This window comes from Rhizobium sp. NZLR1b (assembly GCF_019685155.1).
In the GTDB taxonomy this organism is placed as follows: domain Bacteria; phylum Pseudomonadota; class Alphaproteobacteria; order Rhizobiales; family Rhizobiaceae; genus Rhizobium.
Genome location: NZ_JABDWC010000014.1, coordinates 94,830 through 113,778, shown reverse-complemented (window position 1 = coordinate 113,778; position 18,949 = coordinate 94,830). Strand labels below are relative to the sequence as shown.

The window sequence follows — 18,949 nt, the reverse complement described above, 5'->3', positions numbered from 1 at the left end:
GGAGAAGACATCTTGCGCCTACGAACTCTGTTTCTGCTTGCCGCGCTTGCGACGTCGCTGGCTCCTGGCCTTTCCCCCGCGCAGGAAAACGGCGAAGGCCGGGCGAATGTCGAGAGCGGTGCGCGCGACGGCGTGCTGAAGCTGCTGCCGGCCGATTCCGTCACCGAGCACGAACTGACGATCGGCGGCCGAAAGATTGCCTATACTGCAACCGCCGGCACGCTGGATCTCTTCGGCCAGGACGGCGCGCAGACCGGCGCGATCTTCTACACCGCCTATGTCGCGAAAGACGGAGGGCCGGACCGGCCGCTGACCTTTGCCTTCAACGGCGGGCCGGGTGCGGCGTCCGCCTTCCTGCATCTCGGGCTGGTCGGGCCTGAGGTGCTCGACTTCGGGCCTCAGGCCCGTGACGGCGCCCATGCGAAACTGGTCGACAACCCGCAAAGCTGGCTGGATTTCACCGATCTCGTGCTGATCGACCCGATCGGCACCGGCTGGAGCCGGACCGCAAAGATCGACGACGCCTCCAACTATTACAATGTCAACTCAGACGCCCAGAGCATTGCCAAGGCGATCGCGCTCTATGCCGCGCACAACAACCGTTCCAATTCGCCAAAATATCTTCTCGGCGAAAGTTACGGCGGCTTCCGCGCAGCCAAGGTCGCTTCGACGCTGCAGGAAAGCCAGGGCATCATCGTCGCCGGCGCGGTGATGCTTTCGCCATTGCTTGAGGGACAGTTGATGTTCAATGCCGACCAGTTCGCGCTCGGCGCAGCACTTGAGCTGCCGTCGCTGGCGGCAGCCGAACTCGACCGGCACAACGCCTTTGACGAAGAGAAGCAGCGCGAGGCCGAAACCTTCGCGCTGGGCGACTATCTGACGACGCTCGCCGGTCCGCCGCCGACAGGCGCCGAGGCGGCCGCCTTCTATCGCAGGATCGCAGGGCTGACGGGCATCCCCGAGGATATCGTCACTCGCAACCGCGGCTTCCTCGGCAATTCCTTCGTCAAACACTCCGCCGGCAGCGGCGAAGTGATGAGCCCCTACGACGCCGCCTTTGCCACCCCCGATCCCTATCCGGAATCGGATTACGACCGGGGCGACGACGCCATCCTCGACGGCTTCACCCGCGCCTATGGCGGCGCCTTTGCCGACTACGCCCGCAACGCCCTCGGCTTCAAAACAGAGATGACCTATTCGCTGCTCGACAGTGATATCAGCCGGCGCTGGGAATGGGGCGGCGGGCGCGGCGGCGGATCGCGCCTCCAGGCGAGTGCCACCGACGACATCCGGCAGCTGCTCGCCTCAAACCCGGCCTTCCACCTGTTGATCGCGCATGGCTACAGCGATCTGGTGACGCCTTACGGCGTCAGCCGCTATGTGGTCGACCACCTGCCGCCCTCGCTCACCGACGGCCGCGTCGGGCTGAAACTTTATCGCGGCGGGCATATGTTCTACACGAATGCCGATCAGCGGGCCGCCTTCACGGCGGATGCCAAGGCCTTCTACGCCACACGCCCGGCCGCGCAGCCGGCAGACTAAAGCGTGGCGCGATCATTCAGATTCGCTTGGCCCACGCTTCAGGTCTTTGTTTTTCCGCATGTCTTCGTCGCAAAACCGCGGTACACTTTTGCGACATGCTTTGAGGACTTGCCGATGCATATCACCGGAGGCTGTCATTGCGGGGCGATCCGCTATCAGGCGGAAATCGATCCGGAGCGGGTCTCGATCTGCCATTGCACCGATTGCCAGCGGCTGACGGGCTCCGCCTATCGCATCACCGCACCGGCGCGGCCGCAAAGCTTCGCGCTCATAGCAGGTGAACCGCGCAGCTACAGCAAATATGGCGACAGCGGCCGCCTCAGCCGTCAATTCTTCTGCCCGAATTGCGGCTCGCCGCTCTATCGCACCGATGGCGACGGCGGCGCGATCGGCATCCGCGTCGGCGGCATCGATCAGCGGCGAGACCTCAAACCGAGGAAACAGATATGGTGCCGGTCGGCCCTGCCCTGGGTGGAGAATATCGAGCCGCTGCCACGATCCGATCGCGAGGACCAACGCGGCAAGGACGTTTAGGCTGCAGACTATTCGGGCAGCGGCCATCGCACCCTGAGATGCGATGGCCACCGGGTTCAGGCCGCCTGCTTCAACAGGCCGAGCGCTTCGGTCAGATCGACCTCGCCGAGGAAACCGCCACTGCTTTTAACCTCCTGCCGGTGCTCGATTGCCTGGGCGAAACGCACGGCCGGCTGCTGCTGCATGCGCTCATAGAGGCGATGCAGGCCGGGAAACTGCTGCCGGTCGACGACCTTGTGAAAATCGTTCCAGCGGGCGATCCCGACGAAATAGGCGTCGGCCAGGCTCGGGCCGTTGCCGAGAAGCCATTCGCGGCCATCAAGCAGACGTTCCAGCGTATGATGGGCCTTTTCGACCGCGGCGATGCCATAGGCCGCCAGCGCCTGCTTCTGCTGCGGCTCCAGCGGGTGTTCGAAGGCATACCAGAGCGGGCCGAAAGCCTTGAAGAAACTGGTGTTGAGAAAGGCGAGCATCTGGTTCAGGCGATCGAAATCCTCCGACCCCTGCGCAAAACCCCGACCGCTGCCGATTGCGCGGGCGCCGATATGCTGGAGGATCGCCATGCTTTCGCTGATGACCCTGCCATCCTCAAGCAACAGCGACGGCGTTTCGCCGACTGGGTTGATCCTGAGGTATTCATCGCTGGAGACCATTTCCGGCATCTCGACGCGGCAGAGCCGGTAGGGCAGGCCGGACCATTCCAGCGCGACGATCGAGCCGAAGGAGCAGCCTTCCGGGACGCCGTAAAACAATATGGGTGACATCAATCGTTCCTTTCAGAATTGAGCCCGTTTGGACGCGATCAATGTGCAGATGTGGACGATCTTGCGGTAGAGGCTATAAATGCATCCCAATGTCTATAATCCTGGAAGATGGTCATGGCGCTTTTCAACCTCAACGACCTGCATCTCTTCGTGCAGGCGGTCGACAGTGGCGGTTTCACGGCCGCGGCGAGACATCTCGGCATTCCGAAATCGACCGTCAGCAAGCGGGTCGCGGAGCTGGAGGGACGGCTTGGCGTGCGGCTGATTCAGCGCACGTCACGGAGCTTCGCGCTGACCGAGCTCGGCCGAGAATTCTTTCAGCACGCCCAGGCCTCGATCATCGAGGCGGAGATGGCCGAGGGCATCGTGCGGCGGCATCTGGCCGAACCGGCCGGCAGTGTTCGCCTGACCGCCTCGGTGCCGACGGCGCAGTTCACCCTGACGGAGCACCTGCCGGCGCTGGCGGCACGCTATCCAAAGCTCCGGCTTTCCGTTCATGTGACCGACCGCTTCGTCGATATCGTCCAGGAAGGCTTCGACATCGCGCTGCGCAGTCACCGCGCGCCGCTGCCGGATTCGGCGCTGGTGCAGCGCAAGCTTGCCAGCCATCCTTTCTTCATTCTCGCGTCGCCGGATTATATCCGCGCCCATGGCGAACCGAGCAGGCCGGAAGAGCTGGCGCAACATGCCACGATCATGACCAGCCTGACCGACAATCAATGGCGGCTCTATTGCGATAGCGGCGAAAAGGCTCTGGTCACACTGCAGTCCGTGATGGCGGCGGATGAACCCTATGTGCTGATGGAAGCGGCGGCGGCCGGGCTCGGCATCACCTGCCTGCCGACATCGGTCTGCCGGAAGGCGCTGGCGACCATGCGGCTGGTGCGGCTGCTACCGGACTGGACGGCCGGCAGCATCGAGACGACGATCCTGATGCCGCACCGGCGCGGCCAGCTGCCAGCGGTGCGCGCCGTCGTCGATTTTTTGGCGGAACGGCTTGCCGGCTAGAGCCGTATCACGCCGCCTTGGCGGCGTGATATTCCTTGATGGCGACCATCTTGATGGCCGGATGGCGTTCCGACTCGTAGCGCAACGAGAAACCGTCCTGGGCGAGGAAGACCGGATCGCCGTCGAGATCACGGGCGATATCGCCGCGTTTGACGGTGAGGAATTTTTCGAGATCGGCCGGCTGATCGGCCGAGATCCAGCGGCAGACCGAGAAACGCGACGTTTCGAAGGAGACCGGCAGGCCGTATTCGGCCATCAGCCGCTCCTTCAAGACGTCGAGCTGCAGGGCGCCGACGACGCCGACGATCGCCGGTGAACCGTCTTCCGGCGAAAACAGCTGGACGACGCCTTCTTCGGCCATCTGCTGCAGGGCTTCCTTGAGCTTCTTCGCCTTCATCGCGTCTTCCAGGCGCACGCGGCGCAGGATTTCAGGCGAGAAGTTCGGCACGCCCTGGAAGACCAGCGATTCGCCTTCGGTCAGCGTATCGCCGATGCGGAGCGTCCCGTGGTTGGGAATGCCGACGACATCGCCGGCATAGGCGGTGTCGGCGAGCTGGCGCTGCGAGGCAAAGAAGAATTGTGGCGCCGTCAGGCCGAGCTGCTTGCCGGTGCGGGCAAGCCTTGCCTTCATGCCGCGCTCGAGCTTGCCGGAGCAGATGCGGGCAAAGGCGATGCGGTCGCGGTGGTTGGGATCCATGTTGGCCTGGATCTTGAAGACGAAGGCCGTCATCTTGTCGTCGGTCGCGTGCACCGTCCTGGTATCGGCGACCTGGTCGCGTGGCGGCGGCGCAAAATCGCCGAGCGCGTCGATCAGGTCGCGAACGCCGTAATTGCGCAGCGCCGAGCCGAAGAAAACCGGCGTCATATGGCCTTCCAGGAAGGATTGGCGGTCGAATGGGCGGCAGGCCTCGATCGCCAGTTCCGTCTCCTCGACGAAGACCTGGCGCTCGTTTTCCGGCAGCCGGCCGGCAACGCTCTGCGGGCCGTTGACCGGCGTTCCCTCGATTTCGGTATCCGAGCCGCGCACCGTGTTGGCAGCAATATTGTAGGAGCCGCAGAAGGTCTTCGAGCGGCCGATCGGCCAGGTGATCGGCGCCGTATCCAGCGCCAGCTTCTCTTCCACCTCGTCGAGGATCTCGAAGGGATCGCGGCTTTCGCGGTCCATCTTGTTGATGAAGGTGATGATCGGGATATCGCGCATGCGGCAGACTTCGAAGAGCTTCAGCGTGCGCGGCTCGATGCCCTTGGCGGCATCGATGACCATCACGGCGGCATCGACGGCGGTCAGCGTGCGATAGGTGTCGTCGGCGAAATCCTCGTGGCCCGGTGTGTCGAGGATGTTGAAGACATTGTCGTTATATTCAAAGGTCATCACCGAGGTGACGACGGAGATGCCGCGTTCGCGCTCGATCTTCATCCAGTCGGAGCGCGTCTGTATGCGATCCTTCTTCGCCTTGACTTCCCCGGCAAGCTGAATGGCGCCGCCGAACAGCAGCAGCTTTTCGGTGAGCGTCGTCTTGCCCGCGTCCGGGTGGGCGATAATAGCGAATGTGCGGCGGCGGGAAACCGCCTCGGCGAGACTTTCGGCCATACTGTGAATCCTGTGGAATTGCCGCGTATCTAACGATTAAAGCCCGGCTTTGCAATTGACCTCGGCGCTCCGGGCGCAAAGTAATGGGCCATGACCATTCATCACGATGTGAGACCGACGCTGAACCTCATCCGCCTGGCCAACGGCGAAGGCCTCGACCTGCCCGCCTATGAAAGCAAGGGGGCGGCCGGCATGGACCTGCGCGCCGCCGTCGACGCGGCAGCACCACTGACGCTGCTGCCCGGCAAACGGGCGCTGGTGCCAACCGGTTTCATCTTCGAGATCCCCGAGGGGTTCGAGGGCCAGGTGCGGCCGCGCTCCGGCCTTGCCTTCAAACACGGCATCACCTGCCTGAATTCGCCGGGCACCGTCGACAGTGACTATCGCGGCGAGGTGAAAGTGCTGCTCGCCAATCTCGGCGACGAACCGTTCATTATCGAGCGCGGCATGCGCATCGCCCAGATGGTGATCGCGCCGGTGACCCAGGCGCGGGTCGCCGAGAGTGCCGCGGCAAGCGAGACAATGCGCGGCGCCGGCGGCTTCGGCTCTACCGGCGTGTGATGAATAAGCCCCCCGACAGCGCGGGCCTCACCTTCCGGCAGGATTATTTCGGCGACCCGGCCGGCTGGGCAGCCTTGGTCTGCCTGCTCAAGGATATTTTCGGCATCGATCTCGGCCCAATGCAGCGGCTCGGCGGACCCGATCCCACCAGCATGCCGTTCGGCTGGTTCGATGCCGAGGGCGTCCTTGCCGCCAATATCTCGGCCTTTGCGCTGCCCTTCGTCCTCAACGGCAGGATCGTCCATGCCGCCGGGCTGCAATCGGGTGCGGTGCGGCCGCCATGGCGCGGCCGCGGGCTCTACCGCGACGTGACGGTGAAAGCGCTCGACTGGTGCGAGCGGCAGGGTTTTGAAGCCGTCATCCTCTACACCGACAAACCGTCGCTCTACCAAGCCTACGGTTTTCGCGCGATACCGCAGTATCGATATGAGGGAGTTGCACCAGACCCCTCGATTTTCGCCGGCCCCGCCCGGCTGCTTGCGCCGAGCAATGCCGACGATCTTGCCCTGCTGCAATCGCTGCTGAAAGCGCGAAGCCCGGTTTCGACCTCGCTCTCGGTGACAATCAATGCCGCGATGTTTCTCATCAATACGCAGCTCAATGCCGATGTTCACGTCAGCTTGCTGGAAGACCAGCAGGCTGCGATCGCCTGGAAGATGGATGAGGCGGGCCGCTTCAGCCTTCTCGATGTCGTGGCGACGGAGATCCCGGCGCTTGCCGCGATCCTCGGCGGGCTCGACATTGCCTCGGCCGCCGTCGAGGTGTTTTTCCGTCCCGATAAGCTCGGCTGGGCGGGCACGCCGCAGCCGGTGGAAAGCGGCACAGTGCTGATGCTGCGCGGGCTCGGCGATGAGGCCCCGCACTTTCCGGCAATGCTGTCGCCGATGGCGGATTTCTAAAGCATGTCGCGCAAAAGTGTGCAGCGGTTTTCCCAGGCAAAGCGCGAAGCGCTTTTGCCGCAACGACATGCGTAAAACAAAGAGTTAAAGCGCAAGGAGCGAATCTGAAAGATCGCGACGCGCTTTAAGCACTCGTTCGCCGACTTTACTTTTTCCGTGACAGCGGCGGCAGGCGGCGCTTGACGGGCGAGGCCTTGATCATCGCGGTGTTGGTTTCCGCCCGTTCGGCGACCCTGTCCAGCAGGCCGTCGAGCTCCGCCATCGAGCGGATGACCAGGCGAGCGATAAAACAATCCTCCCCGGTCACCTTGTCGCATTCGACGATTTCGGGAATTTCCTGGATGATGCGCTCGACGATGTGCAGCTGTCCCGGCAGCGGGCGCACGCGGACGATCGCCTGCAGGGGATAACCGACGGCGGCGGGGTCGAGATCGATGGTGAAGGCCTTGATGACGCCGCGCTCCTCCAGCCGCCGCAGACGCTCGGCAGCACTCGGCGAAGAGAGCCCCACCTGCTGCGCCAGCTCCTTCAGCGAGATGCGCGCATTGCCGGCCAAGGCTTCCAGAATGGCCTGATCGGTATCGTCGAGCGATTGCGCATCATTAGCCATGGCGTCATCTTTTCCTATCATGATTAGGCAATAGCGATCATTCTCCTTCTTATCATTATATATTATTGCCGGCCACTTCAATATTCTGATGCCAACAATGGAGGCAATCATGAGCAGCGACATCAAAAGAGGCACAGCGGAAATGACGGCAGCGATGCTGATCTCGGGAACGATCGGCTGGTTCGTCGTCATGTCGGGCCAGCCAGTCAGCGGCGTGGTTTTCTGGCGCTGCCTGTTCGGCGCGCTCACCCTGCTCGTCATCTGCGGCGCCCTCGGGCTGCTGCGGCCCGGCATTCTCACGCTGCGCACCTTCGGCATCGCCGTCTTCGGCGGCGTCGCCATCGTCTTGAACTGGCTGCTGCTGTTCGCCTCCTACTCTCATGCGACGATCTCGATCGCCACGACCGTCTACAACACCCAGCCCTTCATGCTGCTGGTGCTTGGCGCGCTGTTTCTCGGCGAAAAAATCACCGCGACCAAGCTGTTCTGGCTGGTGCTCGCCTTCGCCGGCATGATAGCGATCGTGCAGGGGAAACCAGGTGGAAGCGGCGATGCGCTCGACGGCTACGGCCTCGGTATCCTGATGGCGCTGGGCGCGGCTTTCTTCTACGCGCTCGCAGCGCTTGCCGCGAAATGGCTGAAGGGCACGCCGCCGCATCTTATCGCGCTAATCCAGGTCGCGACCGGCATGCTGATGCTGGCGCCGATGACCGACTTTTCGCATCCACCCGCGGATGTGGGGACGTGGGCGATCCTTATCACCGTCGGCGTCGTTCATACCGGGCTGATGTATGTGCTGCTCTATGGCGCGATCCAGCGGCTGCCGACGCATCTCACCGGCGCCCTGTCCTTCCTCTATCCGATCGCGGCGATCCTCGTCGACCGGCTGGCCTTCGGCCACGCGCTGCAGCCGATGCAGATCGCGGGCGCGGCGATCATCCTGCTTGCCGCCGCCGGCATGAACCTCGGCTGGAGCCCAAGATGGCTGCGGCCGCGGGCGCTGGAGAGTTGAGAGCTGAAGCGCGTCGCATGGAACTGCTGCACACGTCCGGATGACATGCATTGGCGTGCCGGCATCGATGGCCGGCACGCCGGTTTGCCGGTCTTACTTCTGGCGGCGCGTCGTTTCGAACAGGAACCAGGTGCGGCGCTCACCCTCGTCGATCCAGTTCTCGATCAGGCTGGCGGTCGCGACATCATTATGCTCGTCGCAGAGACCATGCAGCTGGCGCAGCAGCGAAACGAGCTGGCCATTGTCCTCGCGCAGTTCCGACAGCATGTCCTCGGCCGTGACGAAATCAGCGTCATTGTCGGTTATGCGCTGCTGGCGGGCGATCTGGCCGATGGAGCGCAGCGTCACGCCGCCGATCTTGCGGGCGCGCTCGGCAATGTCGTCGGTCATGGCGAATATCTGCTCTGCCTGTTCGTCGAGCAGCAGGTGATAGTCGCGGAAATGCGGGCCGGACATGTGCCAGTGGAAGTTCTTGGTTTTCATATAAAGGGTGAAGACATCGGCGAGCAGTGCGGTCAGCGCCGCCGAAATATCGGTGACGGCATTGGTCGGCAGGGTGGAAGGGGTCTTGAGCGGCGAAAGTCTGCGGGACTCGGCTGAGGTAGGGGACATTCATTTTCTCCTTGGTGATGAAAATCTCGACGGCGCCATCGGTCTTTTCGGGGAGCGCAAAGGGTGCCGATGGCGCGCGTGCAGAGAGAGAACTAGCAAGGCCGGATCGCTTTCCAAGTGGCTTATCGTTCAGCAGACCTATTCCTTATGGTCATGGACCGATCAGCGCCGAAGCATTGATGACGGCGTGAAGCGCGCCTATAGAGAGATCGCGCAATCCAGTGGATATCAAAGATGAGCCTCACCGCCCTGATCACCTATGCCGGAGCGCTGTTCATCGCAGCCGCCATCCCCGGACCCGGGATTACCGCGATCGTCGCCCGCGCGCTCGGCTCGAATTTCCGCGAGACCTTCTTCATGGGCCTCGGCCTGGTGCTTGGCGACATGAGCTATCTGACAGCGGTCATTCTCGGCCTGGCCTTCGTCGCGCAGACCTTCACCGAAGTGTTCATCATTATCAAAATCGCCGGCGCCCTCTATCTCGGCTATATCGCCTGGAAACTCTGGACGACCGGGCTGCTGCCGCAGGACATCGCGGCGAAGAAATCCAGCAATATCGGCCTATCCTTCCTCTCCGGCCTGCTGGTGACGCTCGGCAATCCGAAGACGATGCTGTTCTATGTCGCCCTGGTGCCGACGCTGATCGATATCGGCAATATCGGCTTGCGCGACTATGCGATGCTGCTTGCGGTGACCTTCGTGGTGCTGATCACCGTGCTCGTGCCCTATATGCTGCTGGCCTCGCGGGCCCGCACGATGCTGAAGCGACCGCGCGCGCTGCAGGCGCTGAACCGGGTTGCCGCCGGCATCCTGGCCGGCACGGCAGCCTTCATCGCCACCCGGGCTGCCTGAAATAAACATTCGGCAAGAACCGGTTTTCAAAGGTTTTTTTCTCCGCTCCCCGCTCCCCCGGGGTGAACGCGGTCTGGCCTCTTCAGGCCTTTGACCCTATTCTCCTCCTCGATTTCAGGAGCAGGATTTCAAAGGGAGGCACCCATGTCGCACAAGCCCGGCCGCGGCCGCATCTATTCCTCGATCACCGAGACCATCGGCGATACGCCGCTCGTGCGCTTCGACAAGCTGGCGCGGGAAAAGGGCGTGGTGGCCAATCTGATCGGCAAGCTCGAATTCTTCAACCCGATCGCCTCGGTCAAGGACCGCATCGGCGTGGCGATGATCGAAGGCTTGGAAGCGCAGGGCAAGATCACGCCCGGCAAGACGGTGCTGATCGAACCGACCTCGGGCAACACCGGCATTGCGCTCGCCTTTGCCGCCGCCGCCAAGGGATATCGGCTGATCCTCACCATGCCGGAAACCATGTCGGTCGAGCGCCGCAAGATGCTGGCGCTGCTCGGCGCCGAGCTCGTGCTGACTGAGGGACCGAAGGGCATGAAGGGCGCCATCGCCAAGGCGGAGGAACTGGCAGGGTCGCTTCCCGACGCCGTCATTCCGCAGCAGTTCGAAAATCCGGACAATCCCGAGATCCACCGCAAGACCACGGCCGAGGAAATCTGGAACGACACCGACGGCACGGTCGACATCCTCATCTCCGGCATCGGCACCGGCGGCACGATCACCGGCGTCGGCCAGGTGCTGAAGAGCCGCAAACCCGAGATCCAGATCATCGCCGTCGAGCCCGCCGATTCACCGATCCTCTCCGGCGGCAATCCCGGCCCGCACAAGATCCAGGGCATCGGCGCCGGCTTCGCCCCAAAAATCCTCGACACCGGCATCTACGACGAGGTCGTCACCGTCACCAACGACGAGGCCTTCGAACAGGCGCGCCTGGTCGCAAGGCTCGAAGGCGTGCCGGTCGGCATCTCCTCGGGCGCGGCGCTGGCCGCCGCCATCAAAGTCGGCAGCCGTCCGGAGAACGCCGGCAAGAACATCGTCATCATCATCCCGTCCTTCGCGGAGCGGTATCTGTCGACGGCGCTGTTTGAAGGGCTGGGTAGCTGAATAGCGAATAGCGCGAATAGCGCGAATAGCGCGAATAGCGAATAGGATGAAGGCCTGCTTGGTGACGGGCAAGGCACTTAACTATTCGCTATTCGCTACTTCCTATTCGCTTCTATCCTCACGCCGCCGCCGTCAACCTCTCCCCTGCAATGCGGTAAGAAATCGCTTCGGCGAGATGGAGGCGGCCGACCGTCGGTTTGCCGTCGAGGTCGGCGAGGGTGCGGGCGACCTTGAGGACGCGGTGGTAGCCACGGGCGGAGAATTTCATCTTTTCGGCGGCGTCGCGCAGCAGCTGCAGGCCGCCGGCATCGGGTTCGGCGAGTTTCTCGATCATTGCGGTGGAGCAGCGGGCATTGGTGCCGATGCCCTTTGCGCCGGCGGCCTCGAAGCGCTCCTGCTGGATCTCGCGGGCGCGGGCGACGCGGCGGGCGACGTCGGCGCTGGCCTCAGCGGCCATCGGCCGGATCAGATCAGCGGCGGAGACGGCCGGCACGTCGATGCGGATATCGATGCGGTCCATCAGCGGGCCGGAGATGCGGGCCTGATAATCGCTCATGCAGCGCGGGCCACGGGCGCAAGTATGGCCGGGCTCGCCGGCCATGCCGCATCGGCAGGGGTTCATCGCTGCGATCAGCTGGAATTTCGCCGGATAGGAGACGCGGTGATTGGCGCGGGCGATGACGCATTCGCCGCCTTCGAGCGGCTGGCGCAGCGCATCTAACGCCTGCGGGGTAAATTCGGGAAACTCGTCGAGGAAGAGCACACCGTGATGGGCAAGCGAGGCCTCGCCCGGCCGGGCGCGGATGCCGCCGCCGACGAGGGCGGCCATGGTGGCGGAATGGTGCGGCGTGCGAAAAGGCCGGCGGTCGGAAAGCTTGCCGCCGGAGAGCTGGCCGGCGATCGAATGGACCATCGAAACCTCGAGCAGCTCGGCGGGCGAGAGCGGCGGCAGGATCGACGGCAGTCTTGACGCCAGCATCGACTTGCCGGAACCGGGAGGGCCGACCATCAAGAGATTATGGCCGCCGGCGGCTGCTACCTCGAGCGCCCGCTTGGCGCTTTCCTGGCCCTTGATCTCGGCAAGGTCCGGCAGGTTGGCGGCATTGGCGCGGATCGATGCCTCCGGTCGGGTGAGCACCTGCGTGCCGCGGAAATGATTGGCAAGGGCAATCAGGCTGCGGGGTGCGAGAATATTGACCTCGGCGCCGGCCCAGGCGGCTTCGGCGCCGCTTTCGGCCGGGCAGATCAGCCCCTTGCCGAGCCCATTGGCGCCGATCGCCGCCGGCAGCGCGCCCGATATGGCGGCAATCGTGCCGTCGAGGTTGAGTTCACCAACGACGACATACTCCGCCAGCGCATCGGCAGGGATGGCGCCGAGCGCCGCCATCAGCGCCAGCGCGATCGGCAGGTCGAAATGTGAGCCTTCTTTCGGCAGATCGGCCGGCGCCAGGTTGACGGTCACCCGCTTGGCCGGCAGCGCCAGGCCGGAGGCGTGAAGGGCGGCCTGCACACGTTCGCGGCTTTCGGCCACCGCCTTATCAGGCAGGCCGACGATCTGCATGCCGACTTTGCCGGGAGCGACCATGACCTGGACCTCGACCGGCACACCTTCGATGCCCTGAAATGCCACCGTACTGACACGCGCGACCATAAACCCATCCCCCTGCCCGCAAACTCTTATACCGCCCGCAACCCTTCCGGGCCAGCAGTTGCAATCTGGCATGGAAACAGGAATAAAACAAGAACACGATGGGAACATAGTCAGATGTAGACTGTGACCGGAGTTGTGCCCGGTCATAGCAGGCGCGGGTGGCTCGCGCGCCAAGCTTAGCCGCGCTTGCGCTCGATCGCATCCCAGAGCAGACTGGCGATATCGGCGCCGCCGAATTTCTTGACCTCGCGGATGCCTGTGGGCGAGGTGACGTTGATCTCGGTCATGTAATCGCCGATCACATCGATGCCAACGAGCAGGAAGCCGCGTTCTCTGAGCGCTGGGCCAATGCGGTCGCAGATTTCCTGTTCGCGCGGCGTCAGCTCAGTCGCCTCGGCGCGGCCGCCGACATGCATGTTGGAGCGGCTGTCATGTTCGGCCGGCACGCGGTTGATGGCGCCGGCAAATTCGCCGTCGACCAGGATGATGCGTTTGTCGCCCTTGCGCACGTCGGGCAGATATTGCTGGGCGATGAAGGGCTCGCGGAAAAGCTGGCCGAACATCTCAAGCAGCGACGATAGGTTGCGGTCGTCGCGGGTCGAATGGAAGACACCGGCGCCGCCATTGCCGTAGAGCGGCTTCAAGATGATGTCGCCCATCTCGTCGCGGAAGCGGCGGATTTCGGCGGCATCCTTGGTGATCAGCGTCTTCGGCATCAGGTCGGCGAATTCGGTAACGAAGATCTTCTCCGGCGAATTGCGCACCCAGGCCGGATCGTTGACGACCAGCGTCTTCGGGTGGATGCGCTCGAGCAGATGCGTCGAAGTGATATAGGCCATGTCGAAGGGCGGGTCCTGGCGCAGCAGCACGACATCCATGGTCGAAAGATCGACGCGCTCCGGCGCGCCGAGTTCAAAGTGATCGCCCTTGACATCGCGCAGCAGCATCGGCTCGACGCTGGCATAGAGCTTGCCGTCGCGAAAACTCAGGCGCTCGGGCGTATAATGGAATAGCCTGTAGCCGCGCACTTGCGCTTCCAGGCTCATGGCGAAGGTGGAGTCACCTGCAATATTGATGCCGGCGACATGGTCCATCTGGACCGCTACATTGGTGATCTTGGCCATTTCCGTCCCTCGCTGAATGCCGGACAGATGTAGGTCGGAGAGATATCAAACGCAACGGCCAATCAAGGGCTTCGCGTTTCGAGGATCCGCATCAGCCGGCCGCGATAGCTGTCGAGAATGACGGCAAGCACGATGACGGCGCCGATGACGATCGGCTTGATATTGTCGTCGGCGCCGAGAAGCTGCAATCCGGTCGACAGGACCTGCAGAATGCAGGCGCCGACCAGCGTGCCGATGATCGAGCCTTTGCCGCCCGAGAGGCTGGTGCCGCCGATGATGACGGCAGCGATGGCATTCAGCTCATAACCGATGCCGGCAACCGGGCTGCCGACATTGAGGCGGAGCAGATAGACCATGGCGGCGATGCCGGCGGTCAGCCCGGAAATGGTGAAGACCGCGATCTTGTATTTTTTCGGCTGATGTCCCGAGAGCCGAACGGCCTCTTCATTGGTGCCGATGGCGAAGACGAAGCGGCCGAAGACGGTATAACGCAGCACGAACCAGCCGATGAGGACGACGACGACCGCAATCAAAAAGATCGATGGGAGTATGCCCCAGAAGATCAGGTTGCCGAAATCGACGAAAGGCTGCGGCAGGCCGGTGATAGTCGAATTGTCGCTGACGACGCGCGCCAGGCCGCTGGCGACGTTGAGCATGCCGAGCGTGACGATGAAGGAGGGAAGCTTCCACTTCTCGCAGATCCAGCCGTTGACGGCGCCAAGCACAGCGCCGGTGCCCATCGCGGCAAGACAAGCGAGAATAATCGCCTGCCATGGCGAAAACATCGGATTGATCATGATCGTTGCGCCGATCACCGTGCAAAGGGCAAGCAGCGAGCCGACCGAAAGATCGATGCCGCCGACCAGGATGACGAAGGTCATGCCCGCAGCAAGCACGGTGTTGATGGCAATCTGCACGAAGATCTTCAGGAAATTCTCCGGCGTCGCGAAATAGGGCGCGGTCGCCGAGAAAAACGCCAGGATCAGAATGAGGGCGATGGCGACGCCCGCCTCCTTCATCGAGATCCGGATAAGCTTGTCCCAGAAGCGCGCCTCTTTTGCCTCGGTCTGTTTTTCAATGTTGGCGGACACGACTGTACTCCTTGTAGGCGAGCGACAGGATCCTGCTCTCGTCAAATTGTTCGCGAGCGATTTCGCCGGATATTTTGCCGTCGGAGAAAACGATGATGCGATGGCAAATGCCGATCAGCTCCGGCAGATCCGAAGATACCACCAGCACACCTTTTCCTTCGGCGGCAAATTTCCACAACAGCTCATAAATCTCGGCCTTCGCACCGACGTCGATGCCGCGGGTCGGCTCATCGAAGATCAGCACCTTGGGGCCGCGGAACAGCCATTTGGCGATGACCACCTTTTGCTGATTGCCGCCGGAAAAGGTCCTGACGGCCTGATGGATGGAGGGCGTCTTGATCCGCAGCTCGCGCACCAGGCGCTGGGCGTGATCATCCTCCGCTTTGCCGCTGATCAGGCCGTTGCGGGAGATCTTGGCGAGATCGGTTATCGTGGAGTTTTGGGCGCAGCTCATGTCGAGCATCAGGCCCTGCATCTTGCGGTCTTCGGTTGCCAGGCACAGCCCGGCCGCAACGGCATCCTTCGGCGAATTGATTTCGACCAGCTCGCCATTCAGACGGATTTCGCCGGATGCCTTGACGTCGGCGCCGAAGAGAGCCCGAACCGCCTCGGTGCGGCCGCTGCCGACAAGGCCGGCAATGCCGACGATTTCGCCCTTGGCGACGGAAAAGGACAGTTCCGGGCTGTTGCGGTTCACCTTCAGGCCGGAAACGCCGAGCGCTTCGCCAGATACGATGCTGTCGCCTTTAAAAATGCCGTGATCGGAAAGCTTGCGCCCGACCATCAGCTCGACGATGTCAGGGATAGCCAATCCCGCCAGCGGACGGGTAATCACATGCTGGCCGTCGCGCAGCACCGTCACGTCGTCACCGACGTCGAAGATCTCCTCCAGCCGGTGTGAGATATAGAGCGTGGTGACGCCACGCCGCTTCAGGCGCTTCAGAATTTCGAAGAGGCGATCGACCTCCTTGGAGGTCAGAGTTGCCGTCGGTTCGTCGAGAACGAGAAGCTTGCTTTCGTAACAAAGCGCCTTGGCGATCTCGACCAGTTGCAGCTGCGCGACGCTGAGGCTGCCTGCCAGCGTCGTCGGGGCAACGTCGAGACCGACCTCTTCGAGGAGTTCGGCCGCCCTGGCGTTCATCGCCTTATAGTTCACCAGGCCATATCGGCGCGGCAGATGCTCAAACAAGAGATTTTCGGCAACCGTCAGGTTGGACAGCGGGTGCAGTTCTTGGTGAATGACGCGGATGCCGGCCTTGAACGCCTCCAGCGGCGAGGAGGGATGGTAAGGTTTGCCGTCAAATAGAATATGGCCGTCATCCGGCCTGAAGACGCCGCCGAGCAGATTGATCAGCGTCGACTTTCCGGCACCGTTCTCGCCCAGGAGAACGTGCCCCTTGCCGCGGCTGATCCGCATCGAGACATCCTTGAGGGCCACGACGCCGGGGAAGCGCTTGCCGATCCCTTCCAGTCTCAGGATGTCGTCATCTGCTGCGTCTGACACGTCGACCTCATGCACGATTAGGCGATCCTCCACGAAAGGCGCATCGGAGAGGCTCGAAACAAGCCTCTTCCGGAGCGATCAACGCGTCGATCGGTTGGTAGTCGTTGGCGCCGACAGCAAGCCGGCGCCTCTTTGCCTTGTCGTCGGTAATCCCGATTATTTCAGATCGGCTGCTGTGACGAGCTTGACGTCGGTCTTGACCCAGCCGGTGAATTTTTCGCCGGCAAGTTCCCGCATGCCATAGTCGATGCCCATGACCGCCATCTGCGCGCCGTACTGTTCGACGGTGGCGAGCATCTTGCCATCCTTGATCAGCGGCTGAACGGGCGGAATGTTGTCGAAGCCGACAACCTTGATCTTGCCGGCCTGGCCGGCCGCATCGAGAGCCTTGACGACGCCGAGGGCCATGGAGTCGTTGGCGGCCATGACGCCCTTGATATCCTTATATTTCGTCAGGAAATTGGTCATGACGGTGTTGGCTTCCTCCGTCTCCCAATGGGCGGTCTTGCTGTCAAGAAGCTCAAGCTTGCCGGTTTTGATGGAACCCATGAAGCCTTCCTTGCGCTCCTTGCCATTGTCGGCCTCGGGGTTGCCCTCGAGGATGACCACCTTGGCGCCGGGTCCGAGGTCCTTGGCAAGCGCATCGCCCGCAAGCTTTGCGCCTTCCTTGTTGTCTGGCCCGAAGAACGCCAGATCGATACCGGCTGCCTTCTTGGCACCGGCATCAAGCGGCACGTCGATGTTGATGACCTTGACGCCGGCCTTAACCGCCTTTGCCAGCGGCGTGGCCATTGCCTTTGAATCGGCCGGCGCCACAACGATGATATCGTATTTCTGGGTGACGAAGTTCTCGACGGCATCGACCTGCGAGGCGAAATCACGCTCGTCCTTCATGCCGACGGCCTTGAAGTCGAACTTGTCCTTGTTTTCGGCCGCATATTTGTCGGCGCCGGCCTTCATCTGCTTGAAGAACTCATTCGACAGGGATTTCATGATCAAGCCGACCTTCGGCTTCTCGGCCGCAAAGGCAGGCGACACGCTGCAGGACAGCGCCAGCACCAATGTGCCGGCGAGGCCGAGCTTCAGGGCCGCACGGCGCGGTGCATTGATCAAGACGGATTCACGCTTAGAATTGGACATTTTTTCCTCCCGAACGGCTCTGGGCTCAGCTCCATCTGAGTTGCCCGCGGCAAATGAACCGTTTCCAACACGCACTGGGTAACACGCCCCTAGGAATTGTCAAGATGACTTTGATGAGGCAAGCAGCTCAAAGAAGCGGCAATTTTCTTCCCTTTAGTGACGTGTATGATGAACCGGTTCCATTGAGTGATGCACTGCCTTCATGCTATGAGAGACGGCCATGATGAGTGACGCGCAGCCCTTTGACTGGGGCGGAAAAGACCATTAGCTGGAAGCCGCAGTCATGCGCCCTCGGGCGTCTTGCGAAGGCGAAGATGAAGGGCAACTGTTTCTGTCATGTCAAAGGTCGGGATTAGAGAGGTTGCCACGCTTGCGGGAGTTTCCACCGGCACCGTTTCGAGGGTTTTGAACGACCATCCCTCGGTGACCAAGGAGTTGCGGGCACGCGTCACCGGGATCATCAAAGACCTCGGCTATATGCCCGACCCGTCGGCGCGAAGCATGCGCAGCAAGGTCAGCCGCCTGATCGGCATCGTCATTCCGGATCTGACCAATCCGTTCTTCTCGGAACTCGTGCAATCGGCGGAACAAGCGGCGGCCAATCACGGCTATAATATCATCGTCATGACCTCCCTTGATCATGCCGCCAAGGAAGCCGATCGCATCCAGCAGCTGACGAGCCGTAAGGTCGACGGCATCATCCTCGTTCCGAGCAATGATTTCCATACGATCAAGCTGCCGAAGGGATTGCCGATCGTCGTCGTCGACCGTCTGATGCCAGGATATTCCGGCATTGCCGCCGATCACCGCAATGGCGTTCGCCTTGGCGTCGAGCATCTTGTCAAGCTTGGGCATCGCCGCATCGGCTTCATCTCAGGGCCTGGGCATTCCGTCCCCGCCAATGACCGCCTCATGGGTTATCTCGACGCATTGGAGCAGATGGACGGCGGCGCAAAAACGGCAGGGCCGCCCCTGATTGCCGAGGCGGCTTTCGACTATGAGAGCGGTCGTTCGGCGGGGAATTACCTTCTGGCCCGGGCCCGCAACGAGCGGCCGACGGCGATCTTTGCAAGTTCGGACCAGCAGGCAATCGGCTGCATGCGGGCCGCGCATGACCTGGGAATCCCGGTCCCTGCCGCCCTTTCCATCATGGGCTTCGACGGTATCCCGCTCGCCAGCATGACGACGCCGCGGCTGACGACGGTGAAGCAGCCGATTCAAGACGTGGCCGCGGCTGCGGTGGCCGTTCTTTTGAACAAGCAGACCGCGCCCGAACTCGACAATCCGATCCTGTTTGCATGCGAGGTTCTAAACGGGGAAACCACCGCCCCGCCCCAGCCGGATTAA

18 protein-coding genes are annotated in these 18,949 nt (G+C 62.4%); 9 read left to right on the top strand and 9 right to left on the bottom strand.

The annotated features are described in order from the left end of the window. Window positions 1–12: 12 nt before the first annotated feature. Window positions 13–1,542: a S10 family peptidase gene (locus HJB84_RS20150; RefSeq protein ID WP_221116700.1), complete on the top strand. Its 1,530-nt coding sequence runs from the start codon at window positions 13–15 to the stop codon at window positions 1,540–1,542. 114 nt (window positions 1,543–1,656) lie between these two features. Then, window positions 1,657–2,076 carry a GFA family protein gene (locus HJB84_RS20145; protein ID WP_207582608.1) on the top strand — a complete coding sequence of 140 codons (420 nt, stop codon included), beginning with the start codon at window positions 1,657–1,659 and terminating at the stop codon, window positions 2,074–2,076. 56 nt (window positions 2,077–2,132) lie between these two features. On the opposite strand, the gene HJB84_RS20140 is transcribed toward HJB84_RS20145, so the two are convergent. Continuing rightward, on the bottom strand, window positions 2,133–2,840 hold the full coding sequence (locus HJB84_RS20140) for a glutathione S-transferase family protein (RefSeq protein ID WP_221116699.1): 708 nt from the start codon (window positions 2,838–2,840) through the stop codon (window positions 2,133–2,135). A gap of 114 nt (window positions 2,841–2,954) precedes the next feature. Here HJB84_RS20140 and HJB84_RS20135 point away from each other — a divergent pair, with 114 nt between their 5' ends. Further along, a complete protein-coding gene (locus HJB84_RS20135) occupies window positions 2,955–3,848 on the top strand; it encodes a LysR substrate-binding domain-containing protein (RefSeq protein ID WP_207582606.1) in 894 nt (297 codons plus the stop codon). 7 nt (window positions 3,849–3,855) lie between these two features. Here the strand turns inward: HJB84_RS20135 and HJB84_RS20130 are convergent, their stop codons facing one another. Continuing rightward, window positions 3,856–5,439 carry a peptide chain release factor 3 gene (locus tag HJB84_RS20130; protein ID WP_207582605.1) on the bottom strand — a complete coding sequence of 528 codons (1,584 nt, stop codon included), beginning with the start codon at window positions 5,437–5,439 and terminating at the stop codon, window positions 3,856–3,858. A 90-nt stretch (window positions 5,440–5,529) separates the two neighbouring features. On the opposite strand from HJB84_RS20130, the gene dut reads away from it, so the two are divergent. Continuing rightward, window positions 5,530–6,000: a dUTP diphosphatase gene (dut, locus tag HJB84_RS20125; protein ID WP_207582604.1), complete on the top strand. Its 471-nt coding sequence runs from the start codon at window positions 5,530–5,532 to the stop codon at window positions 5,998–6,000. After that, the gene (locus HJB84_RS20120) at window positions 6,000–6,899 is read left to right on the top strand and encodes a GNAT family N-acetyltransferase (RefSeq protein ID WP_221116698.1); all 900 of its coding nucleotides are present in this window, start codon (window positions 6,000–6,002) and stop codon (window positions 6,897–6,899) included. The genes dut and HJB84_RS20120 overlap by 1 nt, the downstream gene beginning before the upstream one ends. A gap of 145 nt (window positions 6,900–7,044) precedes the next feature. On the opposite strand, the gene HJB84_RS20115 is transcribed toward HJB84_RS20120, so the two are convergent. Further along, window positions 7,045–7,509, bottom strand: coding sequence for an Lrp/AsnC family transcriptional regulator (locus tag HJB84_RS20115; RefSeq protein WP_221116697.1), 465 nt, complete (start codon window positions 7,507–7,509; stop codon window positions 7,045–7,047). Window positions 7,510–7,606: 97 nt separating this feature from the next. Between HJB84_RS20115 and HJB84_RS20110 the strand changes: the two genes are divergently transcribed. Continuing rightward, window positions 7,607–8,521: a DMT family transporter gene (locus tag HJB84_RS20110; RefSeq protein WP_207582602.1), complete on the top strand. Its 915-nt coding sequence runs from the start codon at window positions 7,607–7,609 to the stop codon at window positions 8,519–8,521. A gap of 93 nt (window positions 8,522–8,614) precedes the next feature. Here HJB84_RS20110 and HJB84_RS20105 read toward each other — a convergent pair whose 3' ends face one another. Beyond that, complete coding sequence (locus tag HJB84_RS20105) at window positions 8,615–9,133, bottom strand: Dps family protein (RefSeq protein ID WP_221116696.1); 519 nt, start codon at window positions 9,131–9,133, stop codon at window positions 8,615–8,617. 234 nt (window positions 9,134–9,367) lie between these two features. Between HJB84_RS20105 and HJB84_RS20100 the strand changes: the two genes are divergently transcribed. Both HJB84_RS20100 and cysK read left to right on the top strand, forming a co-directional pair. Beyond that, window positions 9,368–9,985, top strand: a complete 618-nt coding sequence (locus tag HJB84_RS20100; RefSeq protein WP_221116695.1) for a LysE family translocator — start codon at window positions 9,368–9,370, stop codon at window positions 9,983–9,985. 144 nt (window positions 9,986–10,129) lie between these two features. After that, window positions 10,130–11,092 carry a cysteine synthase A gene (gene cysK / locus HJB84_RS20095; RefSeq protein WP_207582599.1) on the top strand — a complete coding sequence of 321 codons (963 nt, stop codon included), beginning with the start codon at window positions 10,130–10,132 and terminating at the stop codon, window positions 11,090–11,092. A gap of 118 nt (window positions 11,093–11,210) precedes the next feature. On the opposite strand, the gene HJB84_RS20090 is transcribed toward cysK, so the two are convergent. The 5 genes from HJB84_RS20090 to HJB84_RS20070 form a co-directional block, all read right to left on the bottom strand. Continuing rightward, on the bottom strand, window positions 11,211–12,743 hold the full coding sequence (locus HJB84_RS20090) for a YifB family Mg chelatase-like AAA ATPase (RefSeq protein ID WP_207582598.1): 1,533 nt from the start codon (window positions 12,741–12,743) through the stop codon (window positions 11,211–11,213). 176 nt (window positions 12,744–12,919) lie between these two features. Next, the gene (gshB, locus tag HJB84_RS20085) at window positions 12,920–13,867 is read right to left on the bottom strand and encodes a glutathione synthase (RefSeq protein ID WP_207582597.1); all 948 of its coding nucleotides are present in this window, start codon (window positions 13,865–13,867) and stop codon (window positions 12,920–12,922) included. Window positions 13,868–13,929: 62 nt separating this feature from the next. Next, window positions 13,930–14,958 carry an ABC transporter permease gene (locus HJB84_RS20080; RefSeq protein ID WP_207582596.1) on the bottom strand — a complete coding sequence of 343 codons (1,029 nt, stop codon included), beginning with the start codon at window positions 14,956–14,958 and terminating at the stop codon, window positions 13,930–13,932. Further along, on the bottom strand, window positions 14,942–16,462 hold the full coding sequence (locus HJB84_RS20075; RefSeq protein ID WP_221116694.1) for a sugar ABC transporter ATP-binding protein: 1,521 nt from the start codon (window positions 16,460–16,462) through the stop codon (window positions 14,942–14,944). Before HJB84_RS20075 ends, HJB84_RS20080 begins: the two co-directional genes overlap by 17 nt. Before the next feature lie 156 nt (window positions 16,463–16,618). Then, complete coding sequence (locus HJB84_RS20070) at window positions 16,619–17,602, bottom strand: sugar ABC transporter substrate-binding protein (protein ID WP_221116693.1); 984 nt, start codon at window positions 17,600–17,602, stop codon at window positions 16,619–16,621. A 336-nt stretch (window positions 17,603–17,938) separates the two neighbouring features. On the opposite strand from HJB84_RS20070, the gene HJB84_RS20065 reads away from it, so the two are divergent. After that, window positions 17,939–18,949 (top strand): LacI family DNA-binding transcriptional regulator, encoded by a 1,011-nt coding sequence (locus HJB84_RS20065; protein ID WP_221116692.1) that lies wholly within the window; start codon window positions 17,939–17,941, stop codon window positions 18,947–18,949.